Below are 21,693 nucleotides of genomic sequence, written 5' to 3'. Positions count from 1 at the left end.
CAGCACCGGACGCCGTATCAACGCCCGTGCCAGCGCCACTCGTTGCCGTTCACCGCCCGAGAGGAGAACACCGTGCTCCCCGACTGGGGTGTCGAGGCCGCGAGGCAGCCCTGCGACAAGCTCTGCCGGCCCCGGCCAGCTCTATCGCGCGCTGCAGGTCATCCTCCGCGAGGCCCGGCTGCCGATATGTCAGATTGTCTCGAAGACTCCCGAACAACAATGGCGCGTTCTGTTCCAGCAAGCTGATTTCCGAGCGCCATGCCCGACGCGGGCGATCGATATACGACCTTCCTGCCAGCAGAATGTCGCCGTCGTTCGGATTGTAGAATCGGCTCACCAAGGAAAACACCGTAGACTTTCCGGCGCCCGAATGCCCGACCAATGCCACATGCCCGCGTGGTGGAACCGAGAAGGTTACTCCGTTCAGAATCTTCCGCTCGTCGTACGAGAAATGTACATTGCGGAACTCGAGTGCGAGATATCCATTTTCGGGCGAGTTATGGAATGTGGTTCTCGGCGAGTTTGCAGCCGGTTCGATGACATTTTGTCGGATGTCATCGTTGTCTTCGGAAGGCAATTCGAGGGTGGATTCGATCCTGCTGAGCGCACCCAGGGCCTGCTGCAGCCCGACCGAGCCATTGAAGAGATCGCTGACCGGGATCAGCAAGTTCATCGCGAGCAGCATCATCGATACCAGGCCGCTCAACTCCATCTGGTGGTTCGCGACCCGGACACCGCCGACCAGGAGGGAGACGACGAACGAACCGGTCACCGCCAGGTGCATGGCCGGATTTCCCAGTGCTTTCAACCTGGCGGCGCGCATGCCGGCGGCGAACGCTGCACCGGCCAACTCGGTCAGGTGTTCGTGCTCCCGCTCCTCGGCATTGTTCACCTTGACCGTACGAACTCCGGTGAGCGCGCGTTCGATGTCCGCGGACAGTGCACCCACACTCTCCTGCAATTGTGTCGATGCTTTCTCGATCCTCGTCATGACCAGCAACATCGCACTGGCCGCAACGGCAACGGTGAGGATGACGATCGAGAACAGCAGCCAATCGATATAGATCATCACCGCGATGGTTCCCACGAGTGTGATCGCCCCGGTCAATATCTGCACGAGGCTGGAACCGACGGCATTCCGCACCACCGTCGAATCGAGCGTCACACGGGAAATCAGATCCCCGACCCTGAGCGACTCGAGTGTGGGAATTCTCAACCTCAGCAGATGCCCGGCCAGGCGACTACGCACGGACAAGAGCACGGACTCGCCGGAGCGCTCGAGAATGTAGTGCCCGACGGTATCGGTGACGGCATACAGAAGGTAGGCCCCGACCAACGCCGCAAGGGACCACACGATCGTCTCACCCGACACCGCATCCCGAGGCGCGACGTATTGCGTGTGGCGCACGTCACAGTTGAGTCGCGATTCGTCCCATTCGCCTCGAGGGCTTTCCCTACGCTTGGGTAGTTCTTTACTATTGGCGCGACCCTGTGTCTCGGGTCGGTTCTCTTCGAGCAGTGCCGCGCCGTTCGCTCGCAGCTCAGCATCAATTGCCAGTGCATGTTCGACCGATGAACCGGGTGCCTGTCCGCCCCGGCGAAGGAGAATGATGACCGACAATGATCCTGGCCCCACCGCGGCGGCAGCGCGCCCGCTGTCGCGCGATTCGCTGAAACTGGTTCTCCAGCATGATCTTCCGGCATCCGTCGTGGTCTTTCTCGTCGCGTTGCCGTTGTCGCTGGGTGTGGCGCTCGCCTCCGGGGCGCCGGTCGTCGCCGGACTCATCGCCGCGGCTGTCGGCGGTGTGGTCGCCGGGTTGCTCGGCGGTTCGGCGGTGCAGGTCAGCGGGCCGACCGCCAGTCTTGCCGTCGTCGTCGCGGCCGCCGTGCAGCAATTCGGCTGGGCCGCGATGTGTTTCATCACCGTCGGAGCGGGCGTGTTGCAGATCCTGTTCGGGCTCAGCCGGATTGCGCGCGCCGCGCTGGGCATCGCACCGGTTGTGGTGCACGCCATGCTCGCCGGGATCGGTGTGATCATCGCGCTGCAGCAGGTGCACGTGCTCCTCGGCGGGGCCACGGTGAGCTCGCCGTGGGCGAGTATCGCCGCACTCCCGCAGCAGGTGATGTCGGTGCAGAAGGGTGACCTGTTCGTCGGGCTGCTGGTGATCGCCGTGCTGATCGGATGGCAGTACCTGCCGCGCCGGGTGCGGGTGGTGCCCGGCCCGCTGGTCGCGGTGGTCGTGGCGACGGTGGTCTCGCTGGTGCTGCCGTTGACGGTGGAACGGGTGCGCCTGGACGGCTCGCTCCTCGACGGCATCGGCCTGCCCGCGCTGCCGCACGGCGGCTGGCTGCCGATCGCGCTCACCATGCTCACCGTCGCGCTCATCGCCAGCGTGGAGACCCTGCTCTCGGCCGTCGCGGTCGACAAGATGCGACCCGATCAGCGCACCGACTTCGACCGGGAGCTCCTCGGTCAGGGTGCGGCCAACATGGCCTCGGGCGCGCTCGGCGGCCTGCCCATCGCGGCGGTCATCGTGCGCAGCATCACCAATGCCAACGCCGGGGCCCGCAGCCGGGCCGCCACCGTCATGCACGGCTGCTGGGTGCTGGTATTCGCGATCGCGCTCGTCGGCCTGGTCCGGCAGATCCCGACGGCGGCGCTGGCCGGACTGCTGGTGCTGATCGGAGTGCAACTGGTGAAGCTGGCCCACATCAGGCGGGCCCGCCGCACCGGCGACATCTACGTCTACCTTGTCACCGTGATCGCGGTGGTCTCGCTGAACCTGTTGCAGGGCATGGTGATCGGCCTGATCGCCTCGTTCGCGCTGCTGCTGTGGCGGGTCGTGAAATTCACCATCGCCGCCACGCCGCGCACCGACGGGACCTGGCTGGTGCGCATCGCAGGCACCTGCACCTTCCTTGCCGCGCCCCGGCTCACCGCCGAACTGGCGAAGGTGCCCGCCGGCGCGGACGTGACGGTCGAACTGAGTGTCGACTTCCTCGACCACGCCGCCTGCGAACTGCTCTCGGAATGGGCCGACAACCGCGAATCCGGCGGCAGCACAGTCGACTTCGTCGAACTCGGCACCGCGCGGATGGCCCGCGCCCACGACGGACCGCCCGAACACGGGCACGCGCGCAAAGCGGTCGACGAGGCCATCCGGCCGTGGCGCCGCAGCGGCGGTGTCGACCCGATCGCGGCGGGCATCGCGGCCTACCATCGCGGGCACGCGCATCTGATGCGCCCGCACCTGGCCGGGCTGCGGCACCGGCCCGACGCCGACACCTTCTTCCTCACCTGCGCCGACGCCCGCGTCGTGCCCAACGTCATCACCAACAGCGGCCCCGGTGACCTGTTCACCGTCCGCAATGTCGGCAATCTGGTGCCGGTCGGCGGCAGTGACGTCTCGGTGGAGGCGGCGCTGATCTACGCGCTCGACAAGCTCGACGTGCGCTCGGTGGTGGTGTGCGGACACAGTGGCTGCGGCGCGATGGAAGCGCTGTATGCGCAGGTACAGGCCGGTCCGGGACTCGACGACTGGCTGGCCAACGCCCAGCCGACGCTCGCGGCGTTCCACGGCGGTCATCCTGTCGCCGAGGCGGCGCGGCTGGCCGGCTTCGGCCCGATCGACCAGCTGGGCATGGTGAACGTGGCCAGGCAGGTGCAGACGCTGATCGACTACCCGGCGGTGCGCAGCGGCATCGTGGAGCGCGGCGTCGCGGTGTCGGGGCTGTTCTTCGACCTGGCGACCGCGCGGGTGATCGAGGTCACCATCGACGGCATCGCCGAATTCGACGACACCCGAAGCGATGTCGCGGCCGAGCCGGTGTGAGGCGGGACTGATGTGGGTCACACCACAGCGGGCCTGCGCTTATGGCGACACCCACTCTTCTTGCGGCACACTGGTTTTGCCAAGTCTTTACCAATACTGTGGTGACACCTTGACCCGGTTCGCCGTCGCACCGGGATCTCCCGTGCTTCATCGCTGGCAGCTACTCGACGGTCCGCGGACCGTCTTCGACACGTTGATCATCCATCGACTACGGCCGCGCCGAGTCGACGAAGGAGAACCATGTCTGTTGCGAACGACCTAGCTCCTCCCGCCGCACCGGCGTCGCCGACGCCCGAACCCGCGCCGTCCTACTGGCGCGACACGGTATTGCGCCACGATCTGCCCGCCTCGATCGTGGTATTTCTCGTCGCCCTGCCGCTGTCCCTCGGCATCGCGGTCGCCTCCGGCGCTCCGGTCGCGGCGGGCCTCGTCGCCGCCGTGATCGGCGGTATCGTCGCCGGTCTGTTCGGTGGATCGATGCTGCAGGTCAGTGGCCCCGCGGCGGGCCTGACCGTCGTCGTCGCCGAATCCATCGCCCAATTCGGCTGGCGCGTCACCTGTTTCATCGTCGTCGGTGCCGGGCTGTTACAGATCCTGTTCGGGTTGAGCCGGATCGCGCGCGCCGCGCTGGCGGTCGCCCCCGTGGTGGTGCACGCGATGCTCGCCGGTATCGGCATCACCATCGCGCTGCAGCAGATCCACGTGCTGCTCGGCGGCTCCTCGCACAGCACCGCCTGGCGCAACCTGATCGAGCTGCCCGGGCAGCTGATGTCGCTGCACGGTGGCGATGTGCTCGTCGGCGCGCTGGTGATCGCGGTGATGCTCGGCTGGAAGTACATGCCGCCGAAGCTGCGCGCGGTGCCCGGCCCGCTGGTCGCCGTCGTCGCGGCCACCGTGCTCTCGCTCGTCCTGCCGACCGACGTGGAGCGCATCGTGCTGAGCGGCTCGCTCTTCGACGCGCTGCAGCTGCCCGAACTGCCGTCGGGGAACTGGTCGGCGGTCGCGATGATGGTCCTGACCATCGCGCTCATCGCGAGCGTGGAAAGCCTGCTCTCGGCCGTCGCCGTGGACAAGATGCACACCGGCCCGCGTACCGGGTTCGACCGCGAGCTGATCGGTCAGGGCTCGGCGAACGTGCTGTCCGGCCTGGTCGGCGGCCTGCCGATCACCGGCGTGATCGTGCGCAGCGCGACGAATGTGCAGGCGGGTGCGCGCAGCAGGGCCTCGGCGGTCATGCACGGCTGCTGGATCCTGCTGTTCTCGGTGGCGCTGGTCGGCCTGGTCGAGCAGATCCCGAAGGCGGCGCTGGCAGGCCTGCTCATCGTCATCGGCATCCAGCTGGTGAAGCTGGCCCACATCCGGCTGGCGCGGCGCACCGGCGACCTGCTGGTGTACCTGGTCACCGTGCTCGGTGTGGTGTTCCTGAACCTGCTCGAAGGCGTGATCATCGGGCTCGGACTGGCTTTCGGCCTGCTGCTGTGGCGCGTCGTGCGCGTGCAGGTGTCGGCGGTGGCGCTGCCCGGCGGTGCGCGCTGGCTGGTCCGGATCGACGGCTCGTGCACTTTCCTGGCCCTGCCGAAGCTGTCGGCCGAGCTCTCGAAGGTGCCCGCCGGCGCCGACGTCACCGTGGAGATGACGGTCGACTTCCTCGACCACGCCGCTTTCGAGGCCATCGAATCCTGGCAGCATCAGCAGGAAAGCAGCGGCGGCCGAGTCGATTTCGTGGAGATCGGCAGCGCCAAGATGGCCGACACCACCGGCGCTCCACCCGCCCGCGGCTTCGGGCGCGCGACCTGGGACGAACTGCTCGGCCCGTGGCGGCACCAGAAGTCCGGCAGCGACGCGCTCAACGCGGGCGTCGCGGCCTTTCACCGCAGCCACGCCCACGTCGTGCGCCCGCACCTGGACGAGCTGCGCGACCGGCAGGACCCGGATTCCTTCTTCCTCACCTGCTCGGACTCGCGGATCGTGCCCAATGTGATCACCTCGAGCGGCCCCGGTGACCTGTTCACCGTCCGCAATGTGGGCAATCTGGTGCCGACCAGCGGCGACGACTCCGTCGAGGCGGCGCTGGTGTTCGCACTCGAGGAGCTGGCGGTGCGCTCGGTCGTGGTCTGCGGGCATTCGGCCTGCGGCGCGATGAAGGCGGTGTACTCCGGGGCCGACGCCGACGGCGGGCTGAGCTCCTGGCTGCGCCACGCCGAGCCGAGCCTGCACCGGTTCCGGGCCGACCACCCGGTCGCGCGGGCCGCGCGGGCGGCCGGTTTCGACGAGACCGACCAGCTGAGCATGGTCAACGTCGCCGTGCAGCTCGAGACGCTGCATCGCCACCCGGCCGTGCGTCGCGCGGTGGCCGAGCGCGGGGTCGAGGTGTCGGGGCTGTTCTTCGACATCGCGGGCGCGCGGGTGATCGAGGTGACCGTCGACGGCGTACGCGCCATCGCCGACCGGGACGAGGTCGCCGTGACGGTGTGATCAGGGTGTCGGCGGCTCGTAGGCTGGAACGATGATGAGCAAGCCGACCGCCGACACCCCCGATGCCCCGGCGGTGGAATCCGCCGGGGCATCGGCGGGCAAGCCGGTCTTCGCAGAGCGTTGGCGCGCCTTCCGGGCGGGCATCGAGCACCGCCCTACCCTGAACCTCGGCTACCGCATCGCCGTCGGCGTGATCGGTGGGCTGGTGCTGCTCGTCGGGATCATCACGATCCCGTACCCGGGGCCCGGCTGGGCGCTGGTGTTCGCGGGGTTCGGCATCCTGGCCACCGAGTTCGTCTGGGCCCATCACACGCTGACGTGGGTGCGCGGCAAGTACCGGATCGTCATGGGCTGGTACACCTCGCGCGGGTGGACGATCAAGGTCCTCGGCGCGGTGGCCACCTTCGCCCTCGTCGTGGTGACGCTGTGGCTGCTCGGAACCTTCTCGTTGGTGGCAGGGTGGATCGGAGTCGATTGGCCATGGTTGCGCAGTCCCCTGATGTCGTGAGCATCGTCCCCGGACACCTGCTCACCGATCCCGCGTGGGTCTCGGCCCGGATCGGCGAGATGAGCCGCTCCTGGGGTACCGAGACGCCGCGCGTGGGCGGCACGCTCTGGTGGTGCATGGCCGCCTCGGCCCTCGTCGACCAGATCACCAGCGCCTACGCCGCCGGAACGCCCGCCCCGATCGCCGCGCTCGACGAGCTCGAGTGCGAGGTCAGGCCGGACGGTGGTGTCGAGCAAATACGCTTCCACTCGACCGCCGCCCCGGACGCCACCGCCGAGGCCGTCGGCACCGCCCTGCGCGAGACATTGACGGCGGTGATCCTGCAGGTAGCCGCCGTGTCCGGCGCCGGCGTTCCCGCCCTCTGGGCCGTCGTCACGGACGCGATCGGCAACCGCGCACTCGACGCGGGCGACCAGGCGGCCGCGACCAAGCTGGCAGGCGAAATCGGCACCCGCCTGCTCCCACCCCGCTTCGTCACCGTCGGCGAGCGCACCTTCGTCAAACGCCTCTCCTGCTGCCTGGTCTACGAGGTACCCGGCTGCGCCATGTGCACCAGCTGCCCGAAACGCCCCCAAGCCGAACGTACCGCCCTGCTGGCCCAGGCCTGATCCCCACGTAACCGCCGATTTAGTGAGCACATGGGTAACTCGCCGGGTACGGGCGAACACAACGCCAACGTCACCGTCGGCCGCCCGCGAGAGGCGACACCCATCCTGAGCCCGGCCAGAATTCCCGGGGAGGCGGAACAGGGCGGCGGGCCGCCAGTAGGATCGTGCCTGCAACCGGGCGGGGACAGTCCCGCCGGACCGAAACGTCAAGGAGAGCATCCCCGTGACCACCTCTGCACCCCTCAGTCCTGTCGCCCTCGTCCGGGTGCAGGCCGGGACTACCGCGGGCGCGGCGGTGCGGGAAGCGGGCCTGCCGACCAAGGGACCGGACACGATCGTGGTGGTCCGCGACGCCGACGGCGCGCTCAAGGACCTGTCCTGGACCCCCACCGAAGACGTCGAGGTCGAGCCCGTCGCCGCCGACACCGAGGACGGCCGCAGCGTGATCCGGCATTCGGCCGCGCACGTGCTGGCCCAGGCCGTGCAGCAGGAGTTCCCCGACGCCAAGCTGGGCATCGGCCCGCCGATCAAGGACGGCTTCTACTACGACTTCCGCGTCGACCGTCCCTTCACTCCCGAGGATCTGGCCAAGCTGGAATCCCGGATGAAGAAGATCATCAAAGGCGCGCAGCGCTTTTCGCGTCGGGTCGTCGAGATCGACGAGGCTCGGGTGGAACTGGCCAAGGAGCCGTTCAAGCTCGAGCTGATCAGCGACAAGTCCGGCATCGACGATCCGGAGATCATGGAGGTCGGCGGCAACGAGCTGACCATCTACGACAACCTGGACCCGCGCACCGGCGAGAAGATCTGGGGCGACCTGTGCCGCGGCCCGCACATCCCCACCACCAAGTTCATCCCCGCCTTCAAGCTGACCCGCAGCTCGGCCGCCTACTGGCGCGGTGACCAGGACCGCGAGGACCTGCAGCGCATCTACGGCACCGCCTGGGAATCGACCGAGGCGATGGACGAGTACCTGCACCTGTTGGCCGAGGCCGAGCGCCGCGACCACCGCAAGCTGGGTCTCGAGCTGGACCTGTTCAGCTTCCCCGACGAGCTCGGCTCGGGTCTGCCGGTGTTCCACCCCAAGGGCGGCATCATCCGCAAGGAGATGGAGGAGTACTCGCGTCAGCGCCACATCGACGCGGGCTACGAGTTCGTCAACACCCCGCACATCACCAAGGGGCATCTGTTCGAGGTCTCCGGTCACCTCGACTGGTACCGCGACGGCATGTTCCCGGCCATGCACCTCGACGCCGAACTCAACGAGGACGGCACCGTACGGAAACCCGGCCAGGACTACTACGTCAAGCCGATGAACTGCCCGATGCACAACCTGATCTTCCGTGCGCGCGGCCGCTCCTACCGTGAGCTGCCGCTGCGGCTGTTCGAGTTCGGCTCGGTGTACCGCTACGAGAAGTCCGGCGTGATCCACGGCCTGACCCGCGTGCGTGGCATGACCCAGGACGACGCGCACATCTACTGCACCAAGGAGCAGATGCACGCGGAGCTGACCAGCACCCTGCAGTTCGTGCTGTCGCTGCTCAAGGACTACGGCCTCGACGACTTCTACCTCGAGCTGTCGACCAAGGACCCGAAGAAGTTCGTGGGCTCCGACGAGCTGTGGGAAGAGGCCACCGAGACCCTGGCCAAGGTCGCCGAGGCCTCGGGCCTGGACCTGGTGCCCGATCCGGGCGGCGCCGCGTTCTACGGCCCGAAGATCTCCGTGCAGGCCAAGGACGCGCTGGGCCGCACCTGGCAGATGTCGACCATCCAGCTCGACTTCAACCTGCCCGAGCGGTTCAACCTGGAATACACCTCCTCCGACGGCACCAAGCAGCGTCCGGTGATGATCCACCGCGCCCTGTTCGGTTCGATCGAGCGGTTCTTCGGCGTGCTCACCGAGCACTACGCCGGCGCCTTCCCCGCCTGGCTCGCGCCGGTGCAGGTCGTCGGTATCCCGGTCGCGGAAAACTTTGCCCCGCACCTGGATTCGGTGATCGAGCGGTTGCAGGACGCGGGCGTGCGTGCCCAGGTCGACCGCAGCGACGACCGGATGCAGAAGAAGATCTTCAACCAGACCGCGCAGAAGGTGCCGTTCATGCTGCTGGCCGGCGCGCGCGACGTGGAGGCGGGCGCGGTGAGCTTCCGGTTCCGCGACGGCAGCCAGGTCAACGGCGTGCCGGTCGACGACGCGGTCGCCACGATCCTGACCTGGGTCGGCAACCGCGAGAACGCCTCGCCCACCGCCGAGGGGTTCGAGGTCGTCAGCGCGGCGAAGGCGTCGTCATGAGTGAGAGCATCGCCTCGGAGGCCGGTTCGATCGTCGACACCGGCGCTGGTCAGCCGGACCGGCTGCAGCGGCTGTGGACGCCGTACCGGATGTCCTACATCACCGGCGAGGTGAAGCCCAAGGACGCCACCGGGCACCCGTTCACCGACATCCCGAAGATGTCCGACGAGGACGGGCTGATCATCGCCCGCGGTGAACAGGTCTACGCGGTCCTCAACTTGTACCCGTACAACCCGGGGCACATGATGGTGGTGCCGTACCGCCGGGTCGCCGATCTGGAGGATCTGACGCCTGCGGAGAGCGCGGAGCTGATGGCCTTCACGCAGCGGGCGATCCAGGTGATGAAGCGGGTGTCGCGGCCCGCCGGATTCAACGTGGGTCTCAATCTCGGTGGGGTGGCCGGTGGTTCGCTCGCCGACCACCTGCACCAGCACATCGTGCCGCGCTGGGGCGGGGACGCGAACTTCATCACGGTGGTCGGTGGGGTGAAGGTGATGCCGCAGCTGTTGCGCGAGACGCGGCAGCTGCTGGCGGAAGCATGGGAGGCACACACCGCAGCCGATCGGGTGCGGGTGTCCCGCGGGTCGCAGGAGGAATAACAACTGTGCTCAGCTTCTTCGGCCGCCAGACGTTTGCGAAAGCGACTGCGCCGCTGGGCAAAGCGCTCGTCGGTACCGGGCTCACCCCGGACGCGATGACACTGATCGGCACCACCGCGACGATCGCGGCCGCGGTGACGCTGTTCCCCTCCGGGCACCTGTTCTGGGGAACGATGGTCATCTGGCTGTTCGTCATGTTCGACATGCTCGACGGGGCGATGGCGCGGGCCCGCGGCGGCGGCACGAAGTACGGCGCGGTCCTCGACGCCACCTGTGACCGGGTGGCCGACGGCGCGATCTTCGGCGGCCTGGCCTGGTGGGCCGTCTACCACGAGCACAGCAAGCAGCTGTTCGCGGCGACGCTGGTCGTGCTGGTCACCTCGCAGGTGATCTCGTACGCGAAGGCGCGCGCCGAGGCCAGCGGCCTGTCGGCCGACGGCGGACTGATCGAGCGCCCGGACCGGCTCGTCATCGTGCTGGTCGGCGCCGGGCTCACCGGCATCGGCGGGCACTGGGACATCGAGTGGCTCACCTGGGCCGTGTACGTGGCGATGTGGGCGCTGGCGGTGCTGAGCATCATCACGGTGTTCCAGCGGGTGCTCGCGGTCCGCAATTCGCCGGGCGCGCGGACCGTGATCCCGGCAGCGCCGCAGCAGCCGGACACGGCCGGAGGTGCGGCGTCGTGAGCCTCACCGAGCGGTTGAGCGACTGGGGGTACGCCGCGGGCTGGCGGATCGTGCGTTCGGCGCCGGAAGGCCTGGTGCGCAAGGTATTCGATCTGGGCGCCGATCGGGCCGTCAAGGGCGGCGGGCCGGAGCAGTTGCGGCGCAACCTCGCCCGCGTGCTGGGCGTGAGTCCGGAGCAGGTGCCCGCGGATCTGATGCGCGCGAGTATGCGTTCCTACGCCAGGTATTGGCGGGAGGCGTTCCGGCTGCCGAGCATGGACCACAGCACCGTCGACTACTACGTCGACGGTCTCGAACACCTCGACGCGGCCCTGGAGCGGGGCCGCGGCGTCGTCTTCGTGCTGCCGCACTCGGGGAACTGGGACATGGCCGGCGTGTGGCTGGTGCAGCACTACGACACCTTCACCACCGTGGCCGAACGATTGAAACCGGAGTCGCTGTTCGAGCGGTTCGTCGCCTACCGGGAGAGCCTGGGCTTCGAGGTGTTCCCGCTGACCGGCGGGGAGCAGCCACCGTTCCGGCAGCTCGCGGACCGGTTGCGGCAGAACCGGATCGTCTGCCTGATGGGTGAGCGCGACCTCACCGGCAAGGGCGTGCCCGTCGACTTCTTCGGCGAGCGCACCTGGATGCCCGCCGGTGCGGCCAAGCTGGCCATCGAGACCGGCGCCGCCCTGATCCCGGTGCACGCCTGGTTCACCACCGAGGCCGACGGCACCGAGGGCTGGGGTCTGAAAACCTGTACGCCGGTCGATGTCTCCGGTGGCGTGGCCGCCGCGACACAGGAGCTGGCCGACGTGTTCGCCAGGAATATCGCCGAGCACCCGGCCGACTGGCACATGCTGCAGCCGCTGTGGGAAGCCGACCTGTCGGCGCACCGGCTGGCACGCATCGCCGCGAACCCGGGAGGTGGCGCGCGGTGAAGATCGGCATGGTGTGCCCGTACTCGTTCGACGTTCCCGGCGGTGTGCAGGCCCATGTGGTCGAGCTGGCCAGGGTCTTCCTCGAACGCGGCCACAAGGTGAGTGTGCTCGCGCCCGCCTCCGACGACACCCCGCTGCCCGATTTCGTGGTGTCGGCGGGGCGCGCGGTCGCGATTCCGTACAACGGGTCGGTGGCGCGGCTGTCGTTCGGTCCGATGGCCTACACCCGGATCCGGCGCTGGATCGACAGCAACGACTTCGACGTGCTGCACATCCACGAACCCAACGCGCCGAGTCTGTCCATGCTGGCGCTCAAGATCGCCGAGGGTCCGATCGTCGCCACCTTCCACACCTCGACCACGAAGTCATTGGTGCTGAGCACCTTTCAGGGTGTGCTGCGGCCGTACCACGAGAAGATCAACGGCCGGATCGCGGTGTCGGAGCTGGCCAGGCGCTGGCAGGTCGAGGCGCTCGGTTCGGACGCGGTGGAGATCCCCAACGGTGTCGACGTCTCCGCGTTCGCGCGCGGTCCGCTACTCGACGGGTACCCCCGGGCCGGTAAGACGGTGCTGTTCCTCGGCCGCTACGACGAACCGCGCAAGGGCATGGATGTGCTGCTCGGCGCGCTGCCCACGCTCACCGAACGCCATCCCGGTGTGCAGATCCTGATCGTCGGTCGCGGTGACGAGGACCGGTTGCGTCGCGAGGCGGGCGAGCACGCCGGTCATCTGCGTTTCCTCGGCCAGGTCTCCGACGCGGAGAAGGCCGCCGCGATGCGCAGCGCCGACGTCTACGTGGCGCCGAACCTGGGCGGCGAGAGTTTCGGCATCATCCTGATCGAGGCGATGGCCGCGGGCACCCCGGTGGTGGCCAGCGAACTCGACGCGTTCCGGCGCGTGCTGCGCGACGGGACCGCGGGCATGCTCACCCCGGTCGGTGACGCCGCCGCGCTGGCCACCGCGATCGACACCGTCCTCACCGACGACACCGCCCGCGAGCGACTGGTGCGCACCGGCACCCAGGTGGTCGCCGGCTACGACTGGCCGGTGGTCGCCGAGCAGATCCTGCGGGTGTACGAGACCGTCACCGTGGGCGACAACCGGGTCAGGGCCGCCGGATGATCACTTTCTCCGCGACGACGGTCCTCGTTCTCGGGCTGATCGCGCTGCTCGTGCTCGCCGTCGGCGTCTGGGCCTACTCGACGGCCAACCGGCTCGACCGGCTGCACGTGCGCTCCGACCAGTCCTGGCAGGCCCTCGACGCCGCGCTGGCCCGGCGGGCCGTCGTGGCGCGCGCGGTGGCGATGGCCATCGCCGGTCCGGTGAGCACCGATCCGCGGCGCGCCGACCGGGCCGCCCAGCTCGCGGCACTGGCCGATCGCGCCGAGCGGGCCGATCGCGCTGACCGCGAGACGATCGAGAATCAGCTCTCGGCGGCGCTGTCGCTGGTCGACATCGACCAGCTGCGGCCCCAGCTCGTCGCCGAGCTCGCCGACGCCGAGGCCAGGGTGCTGATCGCGCGCCGCTTCCACAACGACGCCGTGCGTGACACCCTCGCGCTGCGTACCCGGCGGCCGGTGCGGGTGCTGCACCTCGGCGGTACCGCGCCGCTGCCGGACTACTTCGAGATCACCGAACGGGCGACGCCCGCCGCGGCCACCGGTCTCGAGGTGAACACCACCCGCACCTCGGCGCGCGTGGTGCTGCTCGACGAGCAGGACCGCGTGCTGCTGCTGCGCGGACACGATCCGATGCTGCCCGAGGTCGCGTTCTGGTTCACCGTGGGCGGCGGGGTCGAGCCGGGGGAGAGCCTGCGCGACGCGGCGGTCCGTGAGATCCACGAGGAGACCGGTCAGCGGGTCGATCCGGCGGCGCTGCGCGGTCCGCTGTGGCGCCGGGTCGCGGTGTTCCCGTTCAACGGTGAACTCATCCGGTCCGAGGAGTTGTTCTTCACCCTGCGTGCCCCGCGCTTCGAATGGCGTCCGGCCGCGTTGAACGCGCTGGAGCGCCGCACCATCACCGACCACCGCTGGTGCACTCCCGCCGATATCCGCGCCCTCGACGACAAGGGTGAAGCGGTGTACCCGTATCACTTGGACGAACTGCTCGCCGAGGCCGTGACCGTGGCGGCGGACGACACCGAACACGTGGTGCGCTCGATCCGCTGACCAGCCGATCGGCCGGTGTGGGCCGGTTCAGGGAGAGGCGACGATCGGGAGGCGATCAGTGGCAGCTCGGAAAACTACCGTGGGGATCGGCGAGGTCGTCGGATTCCGGCTGCGCGCGCATCATCTCACCGCGCGGCAACCTGCCGAGGATCTGTTCGAGGTGGCCGGTGCGTGCGGAATCCAGAACAGCCCACCGGGTTCGGCGCTGCAGGCCTTGCACGCCCGCGTCGAAGACGTCACCGCCGAGCGTGTCGATCACCTTGTCGGCGAGGAGAAGTCGCTGCTGCAGACCTGGTGTATGCGTGGCTCGCCGTACTTCTTCCCGACCGCCGACGCCTCGGTGTTCACGACCGGTGTCCTGCCGACCACCGAGGCGGCGCGGCAGCATCTGATCCGCGGCATCGGGCAGGCACTGGACACTCTCGGCATGGAACTCGACGATGCAGTCGACCGCACCGCCGCGCAGCTCGAGCCGGTGCTCTCCCGGCGGGCCCTGGCGATCACCGAACTCGGCGAAGAACTGGCCGGGCGCATCGCGGATACCTTGTCGCCCGCCGAGCGTGAGCACTGGCAGGCCACCGGGCCCTACGGTGCGAACCAGCCGCTGGGCGAAGCGGTCGTGCACTTCTGTCTGCGCATCCTCACGCTGCGCGGCCTCATCTGCCTGGCGCCGCGCAGCAAGAACATGGCGCCGTTCGTCCTGCTCGGCGAATGGCTCGGCAACCCACTGCCGCACACCGCCGCCGCCGCCGCCCGCGCCAACCTCCTGCGCCGCTACCTGCGGTGTTATGGCCCGTCGACACGCAAGGATTTCGCCGCCTGGCTCGGAATCGACGCCGGTGATGTGGACCCGTGGTGGACCACCGTGGAAGACGAACTGACCCCGGTCGAGTTCGACGGCAGCCAGAGCTGGATCCATACCGACGATCTGGACGCCCTGCACTCCCCGTCTTCGGTGCACGGGGTGCGACTCCTGCCACCGAGCGACCCCTACACCCAGATGCGTGATCGAAACACCATCGTCGACCCGAAACATCAACGCGCCGTGTGGAAAACGGTCGGCGCACCCGGCACGGTGCTGGCCGACGGCGTGATCACCGGAATCTGGCGGCCACGCAAGAAGGGCCGCACCCTGACGCTGACCGTCACGACATTCCGGTCGATGAGCTCCAAGCTCCGCGCACAGTTGCACGCGGAAGCAGCATCGGGGGCGACATTGCGCGGTGCCACGGACGTCCACGTCGAGTTCGACGACACCGCACGCTGATCCGACAGTGTGCCCGCGATCGCCGTGTTGCCGAAAACTGCTGGCGTTCCCGGTGTCGCCGCGCATAGGGTGAGGGCGTGAATTCTCCGGAGGCGTCCAGAAGGTAGCCGTCCGGCCTGCGGGCCGGGCGGCGTCGTGGGTGCGCGCGTTCCCTCGGTCGGGTGATCGGGGCGACGCGCCCGTTCGCGATGCCGGATGATCCTCGATTCCTTGCGGCGGGCCGTGCTTCGCCCGATTCCGCTTCCTGACGGACACCGCGTGGTGTCCCGTATCCGGAGAGTTGATCAATCATGCCCATCGGGGTTTTCGTGCTGGCTGTCGCGGTCTTCGCGCAGGGCACATCGGAATTCATGATGTCGGGGCTGCTCGCGCAGACCGCCGCCGACTTCGGGGTCTCGCTGGGGACAGTGGGGTTGCTGACAGCGGTGTACGCGGTCGGCATGGTGCTTGGCGCACCCACCATGGCGGTGACGGCAGGTCGGTGGCCGTTACGTCGTTCGGCGACAACGTTTCTCGTGCTGTTCTGCCTGGCACATGCGGTCGGTGCGGTCACCGGCGAGTTCGGGGTGCTGGTGGCGACGCGGGTGGTCGCCGCGGTCGCCAATGCCGGGTTTTTGGCGATCGTGCTCGCCGCCCTGCCACGGCTGGTCGGCCCTGCCCTGATCGGGCGGGCCACCTCGGTGATCGTGTCCGGGGTGACGGTCGCGTGTATCGCCGGTGTCCCCGCCGGAACGGCGCTCGGCCAGTTGTGGGGGTGGCGGTCGGCGTTCGTGGCCGTCGCGGTGGTCGGCGCGCTGGTGCTCGTACCGGTGGCGCTGATGGTTCCGCCTGCGCAGGCGGGCAGTCCTGGGGAATATGTCGCCTCGTTGCGGGCCGAATGGGCAGTGCTCGGTGTGCGGCCGGTGCGCGTCGCCGTTGCCGTCGCGGTTCTGGTGAACGCCGCCACGTTCGCCGGGTTCACCTACCTGGGCACGATCACCGAGACGATCGCCGGAACGGACAGCGGCTGGGTGCCGGTGGTGCTGGCAGTGTTCGGCCTCGGCTCCTTCGTCGGCGTGACGCTCACCGGCAGATACAGCGACCGCCTCGGCGCGGTGATCGTCGCCGCCGGAACCGCCTGCCTCGTCGGTGTGTGGGCGATGGCCGCCCTGGCCGCGCACACGGTGGCCGGTGTCGCGATCATGGCGTTCGTCGCAGGCGCTGTCGCTTTCGGCGTCGGATCGACGCTGATCGCGACCATCGTGCGCACCGCAACACCCGGCGCTCCGCGTCTCGCCGGAGCACTGGCGACCGCAGCCCTGAATGTCGGCGCCGTCCTCGGTCCCGTCGTGGCCGGGCTGGTCGTCGACCGGGTGGGTGACCCGGTCGCGGCGCTGTGGTGCGGTGTCGTCTCGGCCGCCGTCGCGGCCGTGATCGTGCGGTCCGGCCGTGACCGGCGCCGTCGGGTACCGGTCGAGGTCGCGGCCGGTCGGGGCTGAGACGCGGGCCACTCGAGCAGGCCAGCGGCGGGCGGGACTCGCATCGCCGCTGGTCGTGGCAAGGCCAGTGGACCTCAACTGGCTATGAAGTTCGATTTCGGACGGCTCTAGAATCGACGGTGTCCATAACGAGCGACCTGATTGGCGCACATGACACAGGAGACAGCCGTGACTACGCCTGAGACCACCAACACCGTCGGCACCGCCCGCGTGAAGCGCGGCATGGCCGAGATGCTCAAGGGCGGCGTGATCATGGACGTGGTCACCCCGGAGCAGGCCAAGATCGCCGAGGACGCGGGCGCGGTGGCCGTCATGGCGCTCGAGCGGGTCCCGGCCGACATTCGCGCCCAGGGCGGCGTCTCCCGGATGAGCGACCCGGACATGATCGACGGCATCATCTCGGCCGTGTCCATCCCCGTGATGGCCAAGGCCCGCATCGGCCACTTCGTCGAGGCGCAGATCCTGCAGAGCCTCGGCGTCGACTACATCGACGAGTCCGAGGTCCTCACCCCCGCCGACTACGCCAACCACATCGACAAGTGGAACTTCACCGTCCCCTTCGTCTGTGGTGCCACCAACCTGGGTGAGGCCCTGCGCCGCATCACCGAGGGCGCGGCCATGATCCGCTCCAAGGGTGAGGCCGGCACCGGCGACGTGTCCAACGCGACCACCCACATGCGCACCATCCGCGCCGAGATCCGCCGCCTGACCGCGCTGTCCGAGGACGAGCTGTTCGTGGCCGCCAAGGAACTGCAGGCGCCGTACGAGCTGGTCCGTGAGGTCGCCCAGACCGGCAAGCTGCCGGTCGTCATGTTCACCGCCGGTGGCATCGCCACCCCTGCCGACGCCGCGATGATGATGCAGCTCGGCGCCGAGGGCGTGTTCGTCGGCTCCGGCATCTTCAAGTCGGGCAACCCCGAGCAGCGTGCCGCCGCCATCGTCAAGGCCACCACCTTCTACGACGACCCGGACGTGCTGGCCAAGGTCTCGCGTGGCCTGGGTGAGGCCATGGTCGGCATCAACGTCGAGGAGATCCCGCAGCCGCACCGCCTGGCCGAGCGCGGCTGGTGACCGGCTGCTAGCCTCCTGATCGACGGGCGCCCCGAACTCTTCTCGGGGCGCCCGTTTTTCGTTGCTGCCCGGCGGTCTCCGTGGCGGTGCGGCCCTGAGATTGCTCCCAGGTGGGCGTACCGTACAGTCGGTCTGTGACCGCGCTCGACTTCTTCTTGCTGGTCGTCGCGGGATTCTTCACCGGCCTGGTGGGGTTCGTCACCGGGATGGCCTCGATCGTCTCCTATCCGGCGCTGTTGGCTGTCGGGTTGCCGCCGGTCGCGGCCAATGTCACCAATACCGTCGCGATGGTGGCCGTCGGGGTGGGTGCGACCGCGAACTCGGGGCGCGAACTCACCGGGCGTGGCGCCACCCTGGTGCGCTGGGCGGTGCTCTCGGCGATCGGTGGACTGCTCGGCGCGCTCGCGCTGCTGGTTGCGCCCGCCGGTGCGTTCGAGCTCGTCGTTCCGTTCCTGGTGGCCGCAGCCTCGATCGCGCTGCTGGTGCAGCCACTGGTGCGCCGGCATGTGGGTGAACTGAACGCACCCTGGATCGTGCCCGCCGGCATCGTGCTCATCTCCGTCTACGGCGGCTACTTCGGCGCCGGTGCCGGGGTGATCTACCTGTCGATGATGCTGCTGTGCACCTCCGAATCACTGTGGAGCGCATCGGTTCTCAAGAGCTTCCTGCTCGGCATCGCGAATCTGGTCGCCGCGGTCGGCTTCGCGGCGTTCGGTCCGGTGCACTGGTGGGCGGCGCTGGCGCTGGCACTGGGCGCGCTGGCAGGTGGGTGGTGCGGGCCGCCGGTGGTCAAGGTGATTCCGCCGAATCTGCTGCGGGTGAGCGTCGGTGTCGCGGGCCTGGGGTTGGCTGTTTACCTGGCTCGCTGATCGCGCCGGACCGATCGAGATGTGACCGGTACGTGTTCGCCCGCTGGAGACCGCGCGCGTCCGTACCGTGGAGACGGTGCACCACACAGATGTCGAAATCGCTATCCACGCAACAGAAGTCGCTTCCGAAGTAATCCGGTCCGCGTTTCACACGCCACTCACCCGGTACGCAAAAGTTGGCGATGATTTCGCCACCCAGGCCGATCTGGCCGCGGAGAAGGCCATTCTCGATGTGCTGGCCGCCGCCTGCCCCGGCGATCGCTTCCTTGCCGAGGAATCGGGAGTGAGCGGGGCGGTGGGCAGCGACCGCACCTGGATGATCGATCCCCTCTGCGGCACTCGGAATTTCGCGGTCGGCACCCCGTCCGTCGCCGTGAACGTGGCCTTGCGGACCGGCTCCACCGTTACCGCCGCCGCGGTCGGAGCTCCGTTCGCCGACGAGGTGCTCTGGACCGACGGCGACGGCGCGTTCGCCCGCCACGACGGCACCGACGAGCGACTACAACCGAACGCGGACAACCTGCTGGTCGACATCAACTTGGACGACCCCTTCCCCTGGTCGACTCCGGCGCAGCTGCTCGACGCGCCCGGGTTCGCCGACGTGTTCCACCCACGTGCGCACTCGACGTCGCTCACTCTCGTGTGGGTCGCCTCGGGCCGTCGCGCCGCCTATGTCACCGGCGGAGACCTGAGCGACAGCGTCCACTTCGCCGCCGCGATCGCAGTCTGCCAGGCCGCGGGCTGCGTGGTCACCAACCTGGCCGGCCAACCCCTGCACACCGAACCACACGGGCTGATCGCTGCCGCCGACCGGGAAACCCACGCCCGCCTCGTCGCCGCGATCGCCGCCCTGCGTTGATCTGCGCGGCCGTGTGACGATGGGCGGGTGAGCATCGACGTCGACTTCCACGGCACCTTCGAAGTGCATCTGACCGTCCGGGCACCCGACGCGGAAACCCTGGCGGCCGCCGAGGCTTTCGCGGTGCGCCGGGAGATGAAGTTCACCCACATCGTCCTCGCGCGCGGCCGTATCGCCGATCAGCCGATGCTCACACTGCGCCGGACCGGTGACCTCGCACCGGTGGCCGAGGCGGCCGAAGCTGCGGCACGGGAACTGGCGGCCGCCGGATTGCCGGTGATCCGGACCAAGATCGAGGTCCACCCGTGGGCGCGAGGTGTGCCGGTGACCGACAAGGAGGGCCGGGCCAGGGGGCCGCATCGGTATTTCGAGCATCACCTCAAACTTCTGCTACCCCCGGATGCCCCCATGGCGGCGGTCGTGGCGGCGTGCGCCGGGCACAACGCGCACGTCTCGGCCAATGCCAGGCGAACCCGATGCGACGGCCGCACTGAACGGTTCGTGACGCAGCGGTGCCGCTCGGTCGGCAGGCACACCTCCGGCACCCGATTGCAGCTGCTGGAGCTGGCCCTGCGGGAGCACGGCTATGAGGTGCTGTCGCGGGAACACGAATACGTCGTCTACGACAGCGACGAATCGGTGGACGACGGCTGGCTGGACGAGGACCCGCCACCGGCGCAGCCGATCCCGTGGGAACACTTCCGGCTCGGACCGTGGCTGGGTGAGCAGCAGTGGGTACCCGGTCATGCGCCGCCGGCCGAGGGATTCCCGCGGACGCTGCTTCCGGTGGTCGGCGACGGAGTCCGGCAGCGGCCGGTCTTCGACCCCTCGGTGCAGGATCGCCGATACGGGATGCGATTGAGCGAGCCGTATTTCGACGATCCCGCGGTCGCCGAGACCTGGCGCGCCGCGCGCCGCGCCGCGCTCGACCACGTGCTGGCCGCGGTCGCGGGCACCGCATGGGCGGAGCAGCTGATGGTGCGGGGCAGCGTGCTCCTTCGCGCCTGGTACGGCGCCGACGCGCGCGAACCAGGCGACCTGGATTTCGTTGTGCTCAAACCGGATTGGGCGCTGCACGACGCGCGGACCACGACCATGCTCGACGAACTCGCCGCGGCGGCGCAGCAGACCTCCGCCCGGTCCGGTGGGATCGTCCGGATCGAGGCGGACGGTGCCGTCGCCGACGAGATCTGGACCTATTGCCGCGTGCCCGGCCGCCGGCTCGTCCTGCCATGGCACACCACCGAGGCCGCGATCCCCGGCGGCACCGTGCAGCTGGACTTCGTGTTCGGTGAAGAGCTGCCCGAGCCGCCGGTGCGCACCGCAGTCGCCCGGATCGGCACCGAAGGCCCCGGCGCGCTGCTGTACACCGCGAGCCCGCGACTGTCGCTGGCCTGGAAACTGCTCTGGCTGGCGAGCGACACCTACCCCGAGGGCAAAGACCTCTTCGACGCGGTGCTGCTGGCCGAACGCGCCGAACTGCCGTTCGCGCTGTTCCGCGCCGTGATCGCGCCGCGCGCGCACGAACGCAGGCCGGTCGTGGACTTCCTCGACGTGGCGCACTGGGCCGCGAAGGCCGACTGGACAGAATTCGCCAAAGACCATGCCGGGGTGGCCGACGATCACGACACCTATGTCTGGCGTCTGCTCACCGCGCTCACCCGAACCAGCCGTGGCGATCTGGCCGCCGCCTACGACCGGTACGCCGCCGATTTCGCCACCTGGGCCGACAGCCTGCGCGGTGTGTACACCGACCGCGGGCTGACAGGTCTGGCAGCGGAGATGGACCGGAATCCTCGGCCGACACTGTTTCGCCTGGTCGTGCTGCGGGAGGTCATCGGGCGGGATCGTTGCTCGCTCACCGACGCCGCGGATCTGCTGGCGCAGTTGCCGATTCCCGAGGAATGCGAGCTGCCGACCCGCGTCGACCCGCATGTGATCGCCGCGGCATTGTCGGCCGCGCCCGCATAACCGGACCACCCCGCTCACAGACCATCGCGACCCCCTTCTCAGAGTTTCCTCACCATCGCTGGGTAGCGTCCGGGGCCGTGGCATCGAGGCCT

Annotated in this window: 17 protein-coding genes; 16 read left to right on the top strand and 1 reads right to left on the bottom strand. The window is 68.9% G+C overall.

From position 1 onward, the window contains the following. Positions 1–49 precede the first annotated feature (49 nt). Positions 50–1,621, bottom strand: coding sequence for an ABC transporter ATP-binding protein (locus tag IEY60_RS03965; protein ID WP_189023864.1), 1,572 nt, complete (start codon positions 1,619–1,621; stop codon positions 50–52). Here IEY60_RS03965 and IEY60_RS03960 point away from each other — a divergent pair. The 16 genes from IEY60_RS03960 to IEY60_RS35510 all read left to right on the top strand — a co-directional run bounded on the left by IEY60_RS03960 (position 1,608) and on the right by IEY60_RS35510 (position 21,601). Then, complete coding sequence (locus IEY60_RS03960) at positions 1,608–3,833, top strand: SulP family inorganic anion transporter (protein ID WP_373291663.1); 2,226 nt, start codon at positions 1,608–1,610, stop codon at positions 3,831–3,833. The genes IEY60_RS03965 and IEY60_RS03960 overlap by 14 nt on opposite strands. Before the next feature lie 240 nt (positions 3,834–4,073). Next, positions 4,074–6,308, top strand: coding sequence for a SulP family inorganic anion transporter (locus IEY60_RS03955; RefSeq protein ID WP_189023860.1), 2,235 nt, complete (start codon positions 4,074–4,076; stop codon positions 6,306–6,308). A 31-nt stretch (positions 6,309–6,339) separates the two neighbouring features. Further along, positions 6,340–6,816, top strand: a complete 477-nt coding sequence (locus tag IEY60_RS03950) for a TIGR02611 family protein (protein WP_189023859.1) — start codon at positions 6,340–6,342, stop codon at positions 6,814–6,816. Continuing rightward, a complete protein-coding gene (locus tag IEY60_RS03945; RefSeq protein ID WP_189023857.1) occupies positions 6,813–7,424 on the top strand; it encodes a (2Fe-2S)-binding protein in 612 nt (203 codons plus the stop codon). Before IEY60_RS03950 ends, IEY60_RS03945 begins: the two co-directional genes overlap by 4 nt. 223 nt (positions 7,425–7,647) lie before the next feature. Further along, positions 7,648–9,714: a threonine--tRNA ligase gene (gene thrS / locus IEY60_RS03940; protein WP_189023855.1), complete on the top strand. Its 2,067-nt coding sequence runs from the start codon at positions 7,648–7,650 to the stop codon at positions 9,712–9,714. Next, positions 9,711–10,313: an ATP adenylyltransferase gene (locus IEY60_RS03935; protein WP_189023853.1), complete on the top strand. Its 603-nt coding sequence runs from the start codon at positions 9,711–9,713 to the stop codon at positions 10,311–10,313. Before thrS ends, IEY60_RS03935 begins: the two co-directional genes overlap by 4 nt. 5 nt (positions 10,314–10,318) lie before the next feature. After that, positions 10,319–10,999: a phosphatidylinositol phosphate synthase gene (pgsA, locus tag IEY60_RS03930; protein WP_189023851.1), complete on the top strand. Its 681-nt coding sequence runs from the start codon at positions 10,319–10,321 to the stop codon at positions 10,997–10,999. Further along, the gene (locus IEY60_RS03925) at positions 10,996–11,919 is read left to right on the top strand and encodes a phosphatidylinositol mannoside acyltransferase (RefSeq protein ID WP_189023849.1); all 924 of its coding nucleotides are present in this window, start codon (positions 10,996–10,998) and stop codon (positions 11,917–11,919) included. The genes pgsA and IEY60_RS03925 overlap by 4 nt, the downstream gene beginning before the upstream one ends. Further along, the gene (locus IEY60_RS03920) at positions 11,916–13,040 is read left to right on the top strand and encodes a glycosyltransferase family 4 protein (protein WP_189023847.1); all 1,125 of its coding nucleotides are present in this window, start codon (positions 11,916–11,918) and stop codon (positions 13,038–13,040) included. The genes IEY60_RS03925 and IEY60_RS03920 overlap by 4 nt, the downstream gene beginning before the upstream one ends. Next, positions 13,040–14,086 carry an NUDIX hydrolase gene (locus IEY60_RS03915; RefSeq protein ID WP_189024895.1) on the top strand — a complete coding sequence of 349 codons (1,047 nt, stop codon included), beginning with the start codon at positions 13,040–13,042 and terminating at the stop codon, positions 14,084–14,086. The genes IEY60_RS03920 and IEY60_RS03915 overlap by 1 nt, the downstream gene beginning before the upstream one ends. Before the next feature lie 79 nt (positions 14,087–14,165). After that, positions 14,166–15,353 carry a winged helix DNA-binding domain-containing protein gene (locus IEY60_RS03910; RefSeq protein WP_189023845.1) on the top strand — a complete coding sequence of 396 codons (1,188 nt, stop codon included), beginning with the start codon at positions 14,166–14,168 and terminating at the stop codon, positions 15,351–15,353. 290 nt (positions 15,354–15,643) lie between these two features. Further along, complete coding sequence (locus IEY60_RS03905) at positions 15,644–16,831, top strand: Cmx/CmrA family chloramphenicol efflux MFS transporter (protein ID WP_189023843.1); 1,188 nt, start codon at positions 15,644–15,646, stop codon at positions 16,829–16,831. Positions 16,832–16,981: 150 nt separating this feature from the next. Beyond that, positions 16,982–17,902: a pyridoxal 5'-phosphate synthase lyase subunit PdxS gene (gene pdxS, locus IEY60_RS03900; RefSeq protein WP_189023841.1), complete on the top strand. Its 921-nt coding sequence runs from the start codon at positions 16,982–16,984 to the stop codon at positions 17,900–17,902. A 134-nt stretch (positions 17,903–18,036) separates the two neighbouring features. After that, positions 18,037–18,771: a sulfite exporter TauE/SafE family protein gene (locus IEY60_RS03895; protein WP_189023839.1), complete on the top strand. Its 735-nt coding sequence runs from the start codon at positions 18,037–18,039 to the stop codon at positions 18,769–18,771. A 76-nt stretch (positions 18,772–18,847) separates the two neighbouring features. Continuing rightward, entirely contained in the window at positions 18,848–19,630 is a 783-nt protein-coding gene (locus IEY60_RS03890) for an inositol monophosphatase family protein (RefSeq protein WP_189023837.1), read from the top strand. Between the two features lie 27 nt (positions 19,631–19,657). Beyond that, positions 19,658–21,601: a nucleotidyl transferase AbiEii/AbiGii toxin family protein gene (locus IEY60_RS35510; RefSeq protein WP_229739523.1), complete on the top strand. Its 1,944-nt coding sequence runs from the start codon at positions 19,658–19,660 to the stop codon at positions 21,599–21,601. Positions 21,602–21,693 lie beyond the last annotated feature (92 nt).

The organism is Nocardia rhizosphaerihabitans, from assembly GCF_014646295.1.
Lineage (GTDB): Bacteria > Actinomycetota > Actinomycetes > Mycobacteriales > Mycobacteriaceae > Nocardia > Nocardia rhizosphaerihabitans.
This window is presented reverse-complemented; position numbering and strand designations above follow the sequence as displayed.

What these genes read in the sequence shown, in the direction of transcription:
- IEY60_RS03960 (WP_373291663.1), top strand. Translation starts at nt 1,608, where the DNA reads ATGATGACCGACAATGATCCTGGCCCCACCGCGGCGGCAGCGCGCCCG.
- IEY60_RS03955 (WP_189023860.1), top strand. Translation starts at nt 4,074, where the DNA reads ATGTCTGTTGCGAACGACCTAGCTCCTCCCGCCGCACCGGCGTCGCCG.
- IEY60_RS03950 (WP_189023859.1), top strand. Translation starts at nt 6,340, where the DNA reads ATGATGAGCAAGCCGACCGCCGACACCCCCGATGCCCCGGCGGTGGAA.
- IEY60_RS03935 (WP_189023853.1), top strand. Translation starts at nt 9,711, where the DNA reads ATGAGTGAGAGCATCGCCTCGGAGGCCGGTTCGATCGTCGACACCGGC.
- IEY60_RS03905 (WP_189023843.1), top strand. Translation starts at nt 15,644, where the DNA reads ATGCCCATCGGGGTTTTCGTGCTGGCTGTCGCGGTCTTCGCGCAGGGC.
- pdxS (WP_189023841.1), top strand. Translation starts at nt 16,982, where the DNA reads ATGACACAGGAGACAGCCGTGACTACGCCTGAGACCACCAACACCGTC.